Annotated in this window: 12 protein-coding genes; 10 read left to right on the top strand and 2 right to left on the bottom strand. The window is 43.0% G+C overall.

The features are described 5' to 3' along the window. Positions 1-20: 20 nt before the first annotated feature. Positions 21-1,142, top strand: coding sequence for an FAD-dependent oxidoreductase (locus G9F48_RS15890; RefSeq protein WP_165409805.1), 1,122 nt, complete (start codon positions 21-23; stop codon positions 1,140-1,142). Between the two features lie 36 nt (positions 1,143-1,178). Here G9F48_RS15890 and G9F48_RS15885 read toward each other — a convergent pair whose 3' ends face one another. Continuing rightward, the gene (locus G9F48_RS15885; RefSeq protein ID WP_165409771.1) at positions 1,179-2,249 is read right to left on the bottom strand and encodes a DUF3900 domain-containing protein; all 1,071 of its coding nucleotides are present in this window, start codon (positions 2,247-2,249) and stop codon (positions 1,179-1,181) included. A gap of 164 nt (positions 2,250-2,413) precedes the next feature. Here G9F48_RS15885 and G9F48_RS15880 point away from each other — a divergent pair, with 164 nt between their 5' ends. The 6 genes from G9F48_RS15880 to G9F48_RS15855 all read left to right on the top strand — a co-directional run bounded on the left by G9F48_RS15880 (position 2,414) and on the right by G9F48_RS15855 (position 9,389). Further along, the gene (locus G9F48_RS15880) at positions 2,414-5,596 is read left to right on the top strand and encodes a bifunctional cytochrome P450/NADPH--P450 reductase (RefSeq protein ID WP_165409770.1); all 3,183 of its coding nucleotides are present in this window, start codon (positions 2,414-2,416) and stop codon (positions 5,594-5,596) included. Between the two features lie 464 nt (positions 5,597-6,060). Further along, positions 6,061-6,654, top strand: a complete 594-nt coding sequence (locus G9F48_RS15875; protein WP_077721924.1) for a hypothetical protein — start codon at positions 6,061-6,063, stop codon at positions 6,652-6,654. Then, positions 6,647-6,958 (top strand): winged helix-turn-helix domain-containing protein, encoded by a 312-nt coding sequence (locus tag G9F48_RS15870; protein WP_007609957.1) that lies wholly within the window; start codon positions 6,647-6,649, stop codon positions 6,956-6,958. The genes G9F48_RS15875 and G9F48_RS15870 overlap by 8 nt, the downstream gene beginning before the upstream one ends. Beyond that, entirely contained in the window at positions 6,959-7,849 is an 891-nt protein-coding gene (locus G9F48_RS15865; RefSeq protein WP_103527084.1) for an ABC transporter ATP-binding protein, read from the top strand. Between the two features lie 14 nt (positions 7,850-7,863). Continuing rightward, entirely contained in the window at positions 7,864-8,604 is a 741-nt protein-coding gene (locus G9F48_RS15860) for an ABC transporter permease (RefSeq protein WP_077721926.1), read from the top strand. Positions 8,605-8,660: 56 nt separating this feature from the next. After that, complete coding sequence (locus G9F48_RS15855; protein WP_103527083.1) at positions 8,661-9,389, top strand: pentapeptide repeat-containing protein; 729 nt, start codon at positions 8,661-8,663, stop codon at positions 9,387-9,389. 55 nt (positions 9,390-9,444) lie between these two features. On the opposite strand, the gene pznA is transcribed toward G9F48_RS15855, so the two are convergent. Further along, a complete protein-coding gene (pznA, locus tag G9F48_RS15850; protein WP_157662605.1) occupies positions 9,445-9,570 on the bottom strand; it encodes a TOMM peptide plantazolicin in 126 nt (41 codons plus the stop codon). A gap of 986 nt (positions 9,571-10,556) precedes the next feature. Here pznA and G9F48_RS15845 point away from each other — a divergent pair. The 3 genes from G9F48_RS15845 to G9F48_RS15835 are packed head-to-tail and all read left to right on the top strand — an operon-like array spanning position 10,557 to position 13,615. After that, positions 10,557-11,261, top strand: coding sequence for a hypothetical protein (locus tag G9F48_RS15845; protein ID WP_103527082.1), 705 nt, complete (start codon positions 10,557-10,559; stop codon positions 11,259-11,261). A gap of 12 nt (positions 11,262-11,273) precedes the next feature. After that, the gene (locus G9F48_RS15840) at positions 11,274-12,266 is read left to right on the top strand and encodes a TOMM precursor leader peptide-binding protein (protein WP_103527081.1); all 993 of its coding nucleotides are present in this window, start codon (positions 11,274-11,276) and stop codon (positions 12,264-12,266) included. Positions 12,267-12,268: 2 nt separating this feature from the next. After that, the gene (locus G9F48_RS15835) at positions 12,269-13,615 is read left to right on the top strand and encodes a YcaO-like family protein (RefSeq protein ID WP_103527080.1); all 1,347 of its coding nucleotides are present in this window, start codon (positions 12,269-12,271) and stop codon (positions 13,613-13,615) included.

Genomic DNA, 13,615 nt, shown 5'->3' with positions numbered 1-13,615 from the left:
ATAGAGAAGGCGGTATCGTGATGAACCATGAAGTGAAAAAGATCATCATAGCGGGCGGAGGGATCGGCGGCCTGTCCGCAGCGATTTCTCTCGGCAGAGCGGGTTTTGAAGTGACCCTTTGCGAGGCGGCGTCCGACATGCGAAAAAGCGGAGCGGGCATTCTTCAGCCTCAAAATGCGCTTCGGGTGCTTCGGGAAATCGGTGTGTATGATGAATGCTGTCTACACGGCTTTCAAACGGAATGGCTGAAGCAGCATGATGAAAACGGAACGCTGCAGTTTAAAGTGAGTGAGGCGTTTTTAGATGATACATTGCCGGGGCGGAATAATATATTGCGGCAAACATTAAACGATATCCTCAGCAAGCATGCTGAAGCGGCGGGAGTCACGATTCTGCCCGGTAAAAAAGTCGTGTCTTACGAAGAAACGGCAGATGAAATAACGGTGCATTGTGGAGACGGAACCGCGATGACGGCTGACATTCTCGCCGGCTTTGACGGCATCCGCTCCGCTGTCCGCGATCACATGCTGCAAAGGGAAGTGAAAACAGAGTATCTCGGCATGGGAGCGCACAGATTTTACATTTCTTTTCCCGAGCCGGTTTTTCATGATTCGACACTGATGTATAAAAAGGGGCAGACGCAGGTCGGGGTCGTGCCGCTCTCTGAAAAAACAGGATACGTATTTATCATCCGGCCGTATGACGCTGACTTCAGGGATGACGAGGACACACGTTTTGAACGGGTGAGAGACTTGCTGCGCGGAATTCCGGGAGTAAAGTTTGTGACAGAGAATATGTCAAAGGAATATCCCGTTTTGTTTCATAAGATTGAGCAGATGGCGGTCAAAGAACCGTGGCACAGAGGCCGCGTCGTTCTGGGCGGGGATGCCGTCCATGCAGGAGCGCCGACATTGGCGCAGGGAGCGGCAATGGCGATTGAAGACGCGATTGTGCTTAGTGAAGAACTGCAAAAACACGAAAACCATGAAACTGCATGTCAAGCATACTTTGAAAGACGGGCGGAGCGGGCATTACAGGTGCAGAATCTCTCATCTGAAATCGTCCGCCGCGAGATAAAGGGAACGCCTGGCGTCCAAGACATCATCGGTGAATGCTATCGATTGCTCAAAGAGCCTTATTAAATAAAGAAAGTCCAGAACATGGCGTCTGGACTTTTGTCAGTCTTGTTCAGCTTTATTCCGTATCCGCTCAATCACCTCATGCAGCCCCTCAGGCTTGTGAAACTCCACCGGCGAACTGCCTTTTTCAAACGAGATCGTCTCCGCCTCAATGAGCGCGACATAGCGCCCGTTCACTTTTGCGAGATGGATGGATTCGCCGAAATCAGCCAGTAATCCTTTAATCTCTGTTTCTCCGACTTTCATTTTCAGCTCGGCTTCCGGCGTGTGTTCAATGATCTGCGCGGATGCCTCGATGACTTGATGGGTGTCGAGGCGCTCCTGAATTTCCCGCTTTTCACTCGCTTCCCAAATTTCAATGTCGTGCTCAAACTGCTGAAGCTCTTCGCTGTTTTCTTCAAAAGTTTCATACACGTGTTCCTGCACCATGTTCATGACTTGGTTTTTCATGATTTCCGGCATCGATTCGCCATATTCGACAAATTTGAGAAAATCTTCGAAATAACGGGCGTGCGAGGCCTGGTGGATTTTCAGCTCATGCTCTTCCGTCATGCCTTCTTCCGGCATATACGGATATTGAATGCTTTTCATGTTTTTTGTCGTGATGGCCATTTCGACCTTTTTAATGAGAGACGAGGCGTCTGAGATGCGGGCGACCTTCGGCTCGAAATCGCATTTCATCATAAAGACGAATTTGTCCTCAAAATATTTACGCGGAACGGCCGATGCCACGATAAAAACACCGCCGCGCACGGCGCTCGTGTCAAGATAAGTACGGACGAACTGCTCGCTTGCCTCGATAAATGCTTCCTTCGTATCCGCAAGTCTGGCGCGGTTGAAAAGGTTGTAATTCGGATTTGAATCAAGCTCATGGCCCGGCTCCGTGATAAAATGGCCGATTTTTGTGGGGACCTGCTCGGATTGCGGATGCCGTTCGGCTTTCCGTTTGACGATTTTCTTCAATTCCCCGTCAAGAAAATCCTTCAGCTCGCTTTCTTCAAATTCTTCCGTGTCAAGGGTCTGGAAATGTTTGAACTGTTTATTTGCCTGTTCGTCTTTTCCTTCCACTTGAATGACATAAAACGATAAAAACTTGATTTCAAAATCCATATGTGAACTCACCTTATTTCTGTATTTAACAAGCCTCTCCAGTATAGAAAAAACCGTTATTGATCGTCAATCCGGGGATTGATCCGTAACGGCGGATAATCGGCCGGTGAAAAGGGCACTGTAGTTGGAAGGAACGCATCAATGTGTAAGAAAGGGTGTTATTCATGAAGGAAACAGGTCCGATTCCGCAGCCGAAGACATTCGGTCCGCTCGGCAATCTTCCTTTGCTTGATAAAGACAAGCCTACAATGTCGCTGATCAAACTGGCAAACGAGCAAGGGCCTATTTTTCAGCTGCATACCCCGGCGGGCGCCATTATCGTCGTGTCCGGACATGAACTGGTGAAAGAGGTTTGTGATGAAGAGCGGTTCGATAAAAGCATTGAAGGGGCTTTGGAGAAAGTCCGGGCGTTTTCCGGTGACGGGCTGTTTACAAGCTGGACGCATGAGCCTAACTGGCGAAAGGCGCATAATATTCTGATGCCGACCTTCAGCCAGCGCGCGATGAAAGATTATCATTCGATGATGACTGATATCGCGGTGCAGCTGATTCAAAAATGGGCTAGGCTGAATCCGGATGAGGCCGTTGATGTGCCTGCTGATATGACCCGCCTGACGCTTGATACGATCGGGCTTTGCGGCTTTAACTATCGGTTTAACAGCTATTACAGGGAAACGCCTCATCCGTTTATCAACAGCATGGTGCGCGCCCTTGATGAAGCGATGCACCAAATGCAGCGCCTTGATGTTCAGGATAAGCTCATGATCAGGACGAAGCGCCAATTTCATCATGACATTCAGGCGATGTTTTCGTTAGTAGACAGTATTATCGCAGAGCGCCGGTCAGGCGGACGGGATGAAAAGGATCTGCTGGCCAGAATGCTGAATGTGGAAGACCCGGAAACGGGCGAAAAACTTGATGATGAAAATATCCGGTTTCAAATCATCACGTTTTTAATTGCCGGCCACGAAACGACCAGCGGCCTGCTTTCCTTTGCCATCTATTTTCTGCTGAAACATCCCCGTGTTTTGGAAAAAGCCTATGAAGAAGCCGATCGGGTTTTGACCGATCCCGTTCCTTCTTATAAACAAGTACTGGAGCTTACTTATATCCGAATGATTTTGCAGGAGTCATTGCGCTTATGGCCGACCGCTCCTGCGTTCAGCCTTTATGCGAAAGAGGATACGGTGATCGGCGGGAAATATCCGATCACGCCGAAAGACAGAATTTCCGTCTTAATTCCCCAGCTTCACCGTGATAAAGACGCGTGGGGAGACAATGCGGAGGAATTTTATCCGGAGCGGTTTGAACATCCTGGTCAAGTGCCTCACCATGCGTACAAGCCGTTCGGAAACGGTCAGAGGGCGTGTATCGGTATGCAGTTCGCCCTGCATGAAGCAACTCTTGTTCTGGGAATGATTCTGCAGCATTTTACCTTTATCGATCACACCGATTATGAGCTCGATATTAAACAGACCCTGACGATCAAGCCCGGCGACTTTCATATCCGGGTGCGGCCGAGAAACAAAGGAGCCGTTGCGGCAGCTCTCCCGGCGGCTGAAAAAGCGGCGGAAGACGTCGAAAAAGAAAAACGGGAAACAAAAGGCGCATCCATTATCGGGCTTGATAACCGACCGCTTCTGATTTTGTACGGCTCAGATACGGGAACCGCAGAAGGCGTGGCGCGGGAACTTGCCGATACTGCCGGGATGCACGGCGTCCGGACTGAAACGGCGCCTTTAAATGACCGGATCGGAAAATTGCCGAAAGAAGGAGCTCTCTTGATCATTACGTCCTCTTATAACGGAAAGCCTCCGAGCAACGCGGGACAATTCGTTCAATGGCTTGAAGAAGTCAAACCCGGGGAACTGGAAGGCGTCCGATATGCCGTCTTCGGCTGCGGTGATCATAACTGGGCGGCGACATATCAGGCTGTGCCGAGACTGATTGATGAGAAGCTTGCCGAAAAAGGGGCGGAACGCTTCTCCTCCCGGGGTGAAGGGGACGTCAGCGGCGATTTTGAAGGAAATCTTGATGAATGGAAAAAAAGCATGTGGACGGACGCCATGAAGGCATTCGGTCTCAAGCTGAATGAAAATGCCGAAAAAGAGCGAAGTGCGCTGGGCCTTCAATTTGTCAGCGGGCTTGGCGGGTCTCCTTTGGCAAAGACGTATGAAGCGGTTTACGCATCCGTTGCGGAAAACAGGGAACTTCAGGCGCCGGAAAGCGGCCGGAGCACAAGGCATATCGAAATCACTCTGCCGAAAGAGGCTGCCTATCATGAAGGGGATCACCTCGGCGTGCTGCCGGTAAACAGCAAAGAGCAGGTCAGCCGTGTTCTCCGCCGGTTCAATCTGAACGGGAATGATCAAGTGCTGCTGACGGCCAGCGGACAGAGCGCGGCTCATCTCCCGCTCGATCGGCCGGTCAGGCTGCATGATCTTCTGAGCAGCTGTGTCGAATTGCAGGAAGCGGCATCAAGGGCTCAAATCCGGGAAATGGCCGCTTATACGGTCTGTCCGCCGCACAAACGGGAATTGGAAGATTTTCTTGAGGAGGGCGTCTATCAGGAGCAAATCTTAACATCGCGCGTCTCGATGCTCGATCTCCTTGAAAAATATGAAGCGTGTGAACTTCCGTTTGAGCGATTTCTGGAGCTTTTGCGCCCGCTGAAGCCGCGGTATTATTCGATTTCAAGTTCGCCGCGGAAACATCCCGGGCAGGCCTCAATTACCGTCGGTGTCGTTCGCGGCCCCGCCCGGAGCGGTTTGGGTGAGTATCGCGGAGTTGCTTCGAATTATTTAGCGGACCGCCGCCCTGAGGATGGTATCGTGATGTTTGTCCGCACTCCGGAAACACGATTCCGGCTGCCGGAAGATCCGGAAAAACCGATTATTATGGTCGGTCCCGGCACAGGAGTCGCCCCGTTCCGCGGATTTCTGCAGGCCCGCGCGGCGTTAAAAAAAGAAGGAAAAGAGCTGGGCGAGGCTCGTCTGTATTTCGGATGCAGAAACGATCATGATTTTATTTACCGTGATGAGCTTGAAGCTTATGAAAAAGACGGAATTGTGACGCTTCATACGGCTTTCTCCCGCAAAGAAGGCGTACCGAAAACGTATGTGCAGCACTTAATGGCGAAAGACGCCGGCGCTTTAATTTCCATCCTCGGCCGGGGAGGGCACCTCTACGTATGCGGCGACGGCAGCAAAATGGCGCCCGATGTAGAGGCAACGCTGCAAAAAGCGTATCAGTCAGTCCACGAAACAGACGAACGGCAAGCGCAAGAATGGCTTTTGGACCTCCAGACAAAAGGCATTTACGCAAAAGATGTTTGGGCGGGGATTTGACCGATGTGATGAAAAGGACTGGATGACTCCGGTCCTTTTTCCTTCAATAAAATGAATTGCTTTCCAATCGATATACATTCGGCTTGTCCAACCACACCTGGTCAAGATATCTTCCCTGCTTGACTCCCGGACCTTCTATTTTGGTCATTTCTAAAACCTGCAAAAATTGTCATCAGAAGTGTGGCTTAAAAGTTTTACCGTATGTTCCTCCGTTAGCCAGAAATTCAGACAGCCATTGCATGCTATCTATTGAGTTGAAGATCAGCAGGCTTCTCTTTTTTATTAGGATGCTTATATAAAGGACGTCTCATGCTGTAATGGAAGCATACCGGCGCAAAGAGTCCCATCTGCTGTTCCCAAGACTAAATAGTTGCGCCTATTTTGAATAAAACCTCTTTACAAATATATGGAATTAGAATATACTCTGTTTCACAAAGTACTTTGCGAAAAGAGGAGCCTGTCTTATGTCAAATCAGAATTTTCGTGAATCAGAGATAGCTGAAAACTTATCTCATATCAAAGTCTTGACGAATTACAAGACTGAGTACTCAAGGCAAACCAGTCCATATTTCATTATTTGGGGCTGTATATGGATTATTGCGTATTCCGTTTCTTTATTTAAGGTACTTTCTGTAGTCCTTGCTTGTGTCTGGTTAATACTGGCAGTACTAGGATGGATACTGACTTTGAAGACATATCTTAAGCAGAAACAATTTGATCCTATGCCCACTTTCTTAAAGAATCAATTAAAATATGCTTGGATTGGATTCATATTAGTGGTATGCATTTTTGTTTTCCTGTTTTTAATGGGATTATTGCCGCGAACAGGAGAATTTCTATCGTTTTTGATTGTTTTAATGGTGTCTATTATGTACATATTCTTAGGCATCGTGTTAACAAAAGAGATTTTTGTTATGGGATTTTGGCTGAGCATACTCGGTATGCTTACATTCTGTCTATTTCCTGATGCAATGAATATTGTTTTTGCATTTATTGGCGGAGGCAGCCTATTACTTACAGGAATGATTTTGAAAAGAAAAGGGCAAGGAAATGAGTAATGTTAACAATATCAATGATTTAATACATGCCAAAGTGCGGTTGGGAATTATGAGTTTATTGATGACTTATGATCAATGTGATTTTACTTTCCTGAAAAAGTCATTAGACATCACAGATGGGAATTTAGGTTCGCATCTGAAAAAGTTAGAAGATGCAGCTTATATAGAACTAACCAAGAAGTTCGTATCCAAAAAGCCGAAGACTATTGTTCAGATCACGAAAGAAGGGAAAGCAGCCTACAAGGAGTACATTAATACGATTGAATCCATATTTAAAATAAATAACAGTGGGGGCATGGTGTAAATGCTGCAAGTTGAACTTATAAGTAAGCGCTATGGCACGACTCTGGCTTTGGACAATGTTGCTTTAACAATTCCGAAAGGAGTCTGCTATGGACTTGTTGGACCGAACGGATCCGGCAAATCTACCTTAATTAAGATCATCTCGCGCATCATCCGGGAATATGACGGTAAGGTTGAATTTGTCGGCAAGGAAAATGGCAGGCTGGGTTATGTTCCGCAGGATATCAGCCTTGAAGAAAAATTAACCGCAAAAACCAATATGGAATTTTTTGGAAAGTTACACGGACTGAATGGCTTAAAACTAAAGCAAACAACAAAAAAACTGTTAGAAGATATCGGGTTGTTAGAAAGGGCAAACGACGTTGTGGAGAACTTTTCTGGAGGAATGAAGCGCCGTTTAAATATCGGGTGTGCATTAATGCACGATCCAGACTTAATTATTCTAGATGAGCCGACGGTAGGTGTGGACCCGCAATCACGCCGCTACATTTTTAAAATCGTAAATCGACTCAAAAAAGCCGGTAAAACCATTATTTATGTGAGTCATTACATGGAAGAGATTGAAACTCTTTGTGACTATGTAGCTTTTATCGACAGAGGGCAAATTATCGATGAAGGAGAAATAAATGAACTGCTTAAACGACATGAAGAATCATCTATTATGTTTAACTCCTCATTGTCTCCTGAATTAATAAAGAGCCATGGTTTTGAGTTTTCAGTCGTTAATTCGGGGTTGATAATAAAAACCAAAGAACCTTTAGAAACCATGGAGCGCTTAATTAGGGTCAGTAAGGAAAACAATATTGTGCCTCATCAGTTGTTTTTATATAAGCCAAAATTAGAAGATGTATTCTTTAAACTTACCGGCACTGATTTGCGTGATGAAGAATAAAGGGGGAATTTATCATGTTACCGCTCGCTCAAATTGAAACGCTAAAACAGTTAAAGGATAAGTCTCTGTTTTTTTGGACGATTATATTACCCATTGTGTCCATCATATTGCTGATTGAGCTATTTACGACAGACAGTGCAAACAAAACTTTAGTAGCTTCTCAATCTGTAACCGGCATGAGCGTATTCTTTTCAACATTCATTATTATCTCCATCGTTATAAGTTTTGTAAAGGATCGGGAAAAAGGAATTGTATCAAGACTGGCAAGTACTCCTTTAAAGCCTTATAACTTCTTCTTAGGAAAAAGTATCCCTTTTTTAGTCATAACTTTTATGCAAATTCTTCTCCTTTCCGTTCTGGGAATATTTCTGTACGATATTGAAATTAATAATTTTCCGGCGTATTTGTGGGTTGTTGTGTTGATATCTTTACTAGTTACATCCTGGGGAGTTGCTATTTCAGTCTTTGCAAAGACTGAAAATACCGGCTTGGTCATGACAAATGTGATTGCATTAGGTACCGCTGTTGTATGTGGTTTATGGACTCCTTATGATCAATTGCCAAGCTATCTTCAAACTATTGGAATGCTCTTTCCTCAGTACTGGGCGCATCAAGGGTTAATTCAATCGGTCTCGACGATATCGGGAGGAGAAAGTCTAGTATGGGTAACATTTGTTGTACTGGGCTATACAATACTAGGATTTATAGTTTCTCTAATTGGATACAGACATTACATTAAAATGGCGAGAAATTAAACCTCCGTGAGAATTAAGATATTAAAACGCAGCTGGGACTAAAAGGAGAGCGGGAAATGATTAGTGAAAAACTAAAACTGTATGTCGAGGCTCAATTTAAAAAGTATGAAAAAAACTCGTTATTGAACAGAAAAAAAACGGAGCTTTTAACTAAGATTCATGATAGAAGTATTAGCCTGGAAGCAGAGGGTATGACAAAGCTGGACATTGAGAAGTTGCTTATACGCGAAATAGAATCCAAAAGCTTGGCGATCGATACCAGTGACCTGAATATAGATAAATCCAATGTATTAAAACTCAAAAAAAAGACGTTTGTAAATAAGAATTTGCAAAAAACGGAGGATTTTGAGCCGGTAAATGCCGAGTACTATCTCAGTGACTTTAAAAGTGCAACTCTTCAGAATATCGATGTCAAACACTCTGTCTTCAAAAACTGCTACTTCAAGAATTTCTCATGTGAAGACTCCGCCATCATAGAATCGACATTTAAAAAAAGTGATCTCAGCCAGTCAAATTATGACACATGTAAACTTGAGTATATGCTTTATACTGGTTGTCACCTGCCAAAAGTCAGTTTTACAGACACCTCCATCCTGCATACGTTCTTCAAGAACTGCTATCTAAAGAAAGTATCCTTTACGAACTGCAATCTAATTAATATTCGATTTGAATCTTGTGATATTGCAAACGTTAAAATTACAGGAGGCAAAATGGATAAAACAACATACCGTATACTGCAAGAAGAGGGGGCTTCATTACATTCAGTAGAATTAATTGAAATTTAATATAAAGAAGCATAGACCAATAAGAATCATCTTATTGGTCTATTTGTCTTAGAGGTTAGAACGTAGATGAACTAGAGATGATTGTGGTACAGGTACAGCGTGCAGCCATTGGCTCGAATAGATGTTGACCTTCTCCGTGTACACTTGCAATTAGAGCAGTTGGCACTTTAATTTGAGTCATGATTGTTACCTCCTCCATAAAATTTATCGACAAAGAATTCATCGATATGTACCATATTGTGATTTATATGGACAATATTGTCAACCTAAATATGGAATTTTGTTGTGACATAGATAATGAATTTATAATGAGCAATTTGGTTTAAGAAGCTGAATCACTCTAAATTTAGTTAAAAATGAAAATTAATAATTCTGAATTTTATATTTGATCAGAGAGATAGTATGTGTTTTAATAGGGTTATGGGAATAAATACTATTTTTAAGTAGGATAACCCAATTTGTTAGGAAAAAGGAAACGTTGTTTGAAGTTAAAGCAATGCCAATTCAGGCGAATCGCATAGGCTGATCGGGTCTCTGGGAGGATTTTTAACAGGAAATGTAAAACTTCAAGGGAGCTTGAGCTTTGTCTGTTGGACAAAAGGGGGGGCTGCCCGACTGCTCAGAAAAAAGCTTAGGTTTACTCAGGGATTTTTGCACCCCCATTCGTATTGTAATGATTCTGGTGTCACCTACGAAAGGTTTACTCTTCTTTGTATTACCTCAGCAAACTTCCGAAGCTTCTTCAGATAGTATTACAAAATTAATAATTGATCTAATGATATTTTGTGTATTCGTAACTCGTTGTATTATCTCGTCGTAGAGGTATGACCAGGCCTGATCCTGGGGATTAGGGTAGGAGGAAGTGATACGCTATTATCTTATTTGTTTTTTTAGGACACCATCCCTTTGTTTGCTTTTAAGAAATTCTAAACTGTATGATTATGGGTATTTATCTTCTAATCCTACTAACTTAACCTTTTATGCTGATTTATATTCGCTGCATTGTCCCAACTGCTATGATTCAACCTACCTTTTGTTAAGACAGTTGTTTTAAGGGGACTTATCAAAACTTCTTTTTCCATATTAATGATTTTTTTGATCATATTTACTTTTCGCTTATCTTTTTGAAATAAATCGAGTGAGATTATTGATTAGGAGGTATTGGACGTGAAAATTCACTACATGGGAGTCAGGGAACCCCTAAAACAAATATTGGAGGATAAGGCGGCTGAGCTCCATGATTATCCATTGCAGATTGTAGATTTAGGCGGATCAATAAAGTACGAAAGTGATTCTTTCATCAACTCTTTTGACTTGGATGCCGAAACAATCATACTTTCAAACCGGAGATATAATTTAAATGATGAATTAGGTTACGTGGAAACAGAGTTACTACAAAAATATAAAAAAAGTATTTTATACAGAACATCCCCTTTGGATATCGGAATCGAGTTGTATAGAGGATGGGCCGCAGCCACAGGAATACTGCTCACTGCTTTTTCTCCGGTAGGCGTAAATTGGATTTCCACTCAAGATGTTGCATCTGCATGCTTAATCTCAAAAAAAGATGTAAATGTTCGCGCAGGGAAAGCCTTTGACCTAACCGGAGCGGAAGTTATTAGTATGGAAAGACTCAAAGATATATTTGAACAAGATTTGGAGATGCAGATAGATTTACAATGTAAAAATAAAGAGGAAGCGATTAGTATGCTGATGCAAAATAACATGCCATTGGATCTAATAGAATGGTTGGTAGATTATCAGATACTGTCTTCCGATGACCGACTAGAACCAACTACTAATATTCTGGAACAGATAATTGGGCATCCGCCAAATGCAGCTCAATTATTTGAAAATAAACAAATTAATTAAGGAGGAATACACATGTCTCAACAAACTCAATCCATTCAAACGTTTGTAAGGTTCAAATTAGCTCCCCATATTACTTTGGGAGAATTGGAAGGAAGCCTGTTAAGCTTTAAAGCACAATCCATTACAAAAGTTGATGGAGAAGGAATCGTTGAATTCTTTGAGGCAATTTCAGAATACCTTATATGTGAGAATGGAGTCTCAATTGAAGAGCTGCATCAAAGGTTTAATCTCGAGAAAGATCAGTTAAGAAACGTCTTCGATTTCCTGCTGACGAATGGATTGTGTATACAATCAACTTCGAATTTTGACATGACTGCTTTTTTGGCATATGAGAGGGCAGGGGGACAAGTGGAAGTCAACCAGATTTTACATAGATTAAAGACAGGCATGGTGGAAGTAGTAGCCCATGGGGAAAATAACCTAGCAATGACCCTTACTAATAGCTTGCAGGAAACAGGGTTAAACATAGCTCGGAAAGAAAAATTAGATAATGAGAAGCCTTCTATACGTATTGCTGTAGCAGCTTCGCATTTGGACCCGCTACTAGAACAAGTAAATGATCAGTCATTAGACGATCATGTCCCTTGGTTGTGTGTTATTCCATACGATGGTCAGACAGCTTGGGTTGGTCCATTTTTCATCCCGCACAAGTCTGCATGTCTCCATTGTTATAACCTACGTAAATCAGCAAACTTTTCAGATGAGGTATTTCGTTCAGAATTGATGAAGGTCAAGCCAGTCAACGCTGCGAAACAACCGGTATATAATCAGCCAGTTCATTTGGTACAGGCAGGAATAGCGAATAATCTTGTCACAGAGTGGATTACACTAAGAGATTATGCACCAAGCGCCGTTCCAGGTGGTTTTATAACTGTCAATTTGGATGACAGGGGAGTTTCAGTTGATAATCATCGTGTATATAGAGTACCAAGATGCCAAAAGTGTTCTCCTGCCGCTGACACAGGGTTTCCTCAAGTATGGTATCACGGCGAGGTGGCCAAATAATTATGATAAGTAAATGGACGACATTAGAAGATTCATGGAAAATCCTTGATAGTCTGGCTGATCCATATGTAGGTATAGTGAGAAGAGAGTATCGGAAATTACGCGATGTGGATGACGTTTGGGGACACTCGTACGGTGCTCATGGGACAGATAGTGAAATTTTATTCGGAATCCCTTCTAATTCTTATAATGGAGGCGGATCGGATAATGCTGCTGCGGCAAGACTAGCTGCTATTGGGGAAACGGTGGAAAGATATAGTGCAGCTTATCTTCCATTGGATTCCGATGTTGTATGTTTTGGCTCACAAAAGGAATTAGAGAAGGAGAATAAGCGTTTCATTGGATATAAAGATTGGGAATTGTACGCTCCAACTCAATTCAAAGATCCTATATTTCCTCATGAAGTTTGGAATGAAAATACTAAGCTGTGGTGGAGAAAAGGGACATATGCGAAAACAAATGAAGAAGTATGGACCCCTGGGCAACTAATCCATATCGCCAATCATACGGAATGGCCTGGGGACACTAATATAGGTCATGCTACAAGTAATGGTCTTGCTTGCGGAATTACCTTTGTAGAAGCAGCAATATCCGGTTTATTTGAAACGATTGAACGGGATGCTTTTATGCTTACCTGGTATAACAAGCTGAGCTTGCCTCAGATTGATGTGAATTCTTCTCCAAGATTAAAACGCTTTTATGAAAGATATATTAAACCAACATCATTGCGGCTGCACTTAGTTGATATGACTGTATTTTCAGGTATTCCTTCTGTGCTGGCAGTTGTCAGAAACCCTCATACGAATTTAGCCCCTTTTGCAATTGGAGCCGCCTCCTCCTATTCGATAGAAAAGGCTTGTGAAAAGGCAGCAATTGAAGGTATGTATACAAGAACTTGGGTCAAGACAGAACAGCGCTTAGGTAACGCATTAGTGAATGCGGATTTTAATAGGGATATCAATAGTTTTGAGGACCATATCAAGCTTTACGCAGGAACCGATATCGTTAAGGAAGCGGATTTCCTTACAAGCAACAGCACTTTAGTTGATGTAAACCAATTTGAATCATTCGATGATAGTTCTCCAGATGCACTTTGGAATAATCTAAATATTCACCTATATGAAAAAGGTTTTAAAGTAGCCACATTTGATTTAACAAGTCCTGATATAAAAGATGCCGGAGCTTATGTAGTAAAGTCCATCATTCCAGGGTTTAAACCTATAGATGTTCTTTACAGAGGACGAATGTTGGGTGGAGAACGTATATTAAGACATTCTTACGATTTAGGGTTAGTACCAGAGCCGTTTACAATCGAAACACTTAATCCAGTACCTCATCCATTCCCGTAA

It is taken from the genome of Bacillus sp. EKM420B, assembly GCF_011065565.1.
Lineage (GTDB): Bacteria > Bacillota > Bacilli > Bacillales > Bacillaceae > Bacillus > Bacillus velezensis.
The sequence above is the reverse complement of the archived record's forward strand: the minus strand, read 5'-3'. Positions and strand labels throughout refer to the sequence as shown.

Bases quoted from the DNA above. Each gene is read 5' to 3' on its own strand.
- G9F48_RS15870 (WP_007609957.1), top strand. From the start codon at position 6,647: ATGAGTAATGTTAACAATATCAATGATTTAATACATGCCAAAGTGCGG.
- pznA (WP_157662605.1), bottom strand. From the start codon at position 9,570: ATGACTCAAATTAAAGTGCCAACTGCTCTAATTGCAAGTGTACACGGA.
- G9F48_RS15855 (WP_103527083.1), top strand. From the start codon at position 8,661: ATGATTAGTGAAAAACTAAAACTGTATGTCGAGGCTCAATTTAAAAAG.
- G9F48_RS15890 (WP_165409805.1), top strand. From the start codon at position 21: ATGAACCATGAAGTGAAAAAGATCATCATAGCGGGCGGAGGGATCGGC.
- G9F48_RS15860 (WP_077721926.1), top strand. From the start codon at position 7,864: ATGTTACCGCTCGCTCAAATTGAAACGCTAAAACAGTTAAAGGATAAG.
- G9F48_RS15885 (WP_165409771.1), bottom strand. From the start codon at position 2,249: ATGGATTTTGAAATCAAGTTTTTATCGTTTTATGTCATTCAAGTGGAA.
- G9F48_RS15880 (WP_165409770.1), top strand. From the start codon at position 2,414: ATGAAGGAAACAGGTCCGATTCCGCAGCCGAAGACATTCGGTCCGCTC.
- G9F48_RS15835 (WP_103527080.1), top strand. From the start codon at position 12,269: ATGATAAGTAAATGGACGACATTAGAAGATTCATGGAAAATCCTTGAT.
- G9F48_RS15875 (WP_077721924.1), top strand. From the start codon at position 6,061: ATGTCAAATCAGAATTTTCGTGAATCAGAGATAGCTGAAAACTTATCT.
- G9F48_RS15865 (WP_103527084.1), top strand. From the start codon at position 6,959: ATGCTGCAAGTTGAACTTATAAGTAAGCGCTATGGCACGACTCTGGCT.
- G9F48_RS15840 (WP_103527081.1), top strand. From the start codon at position 11,274: ATGTCTCAACAAACTCAATCCATTCAAACGTTTGTAAGGTTCAAATTA.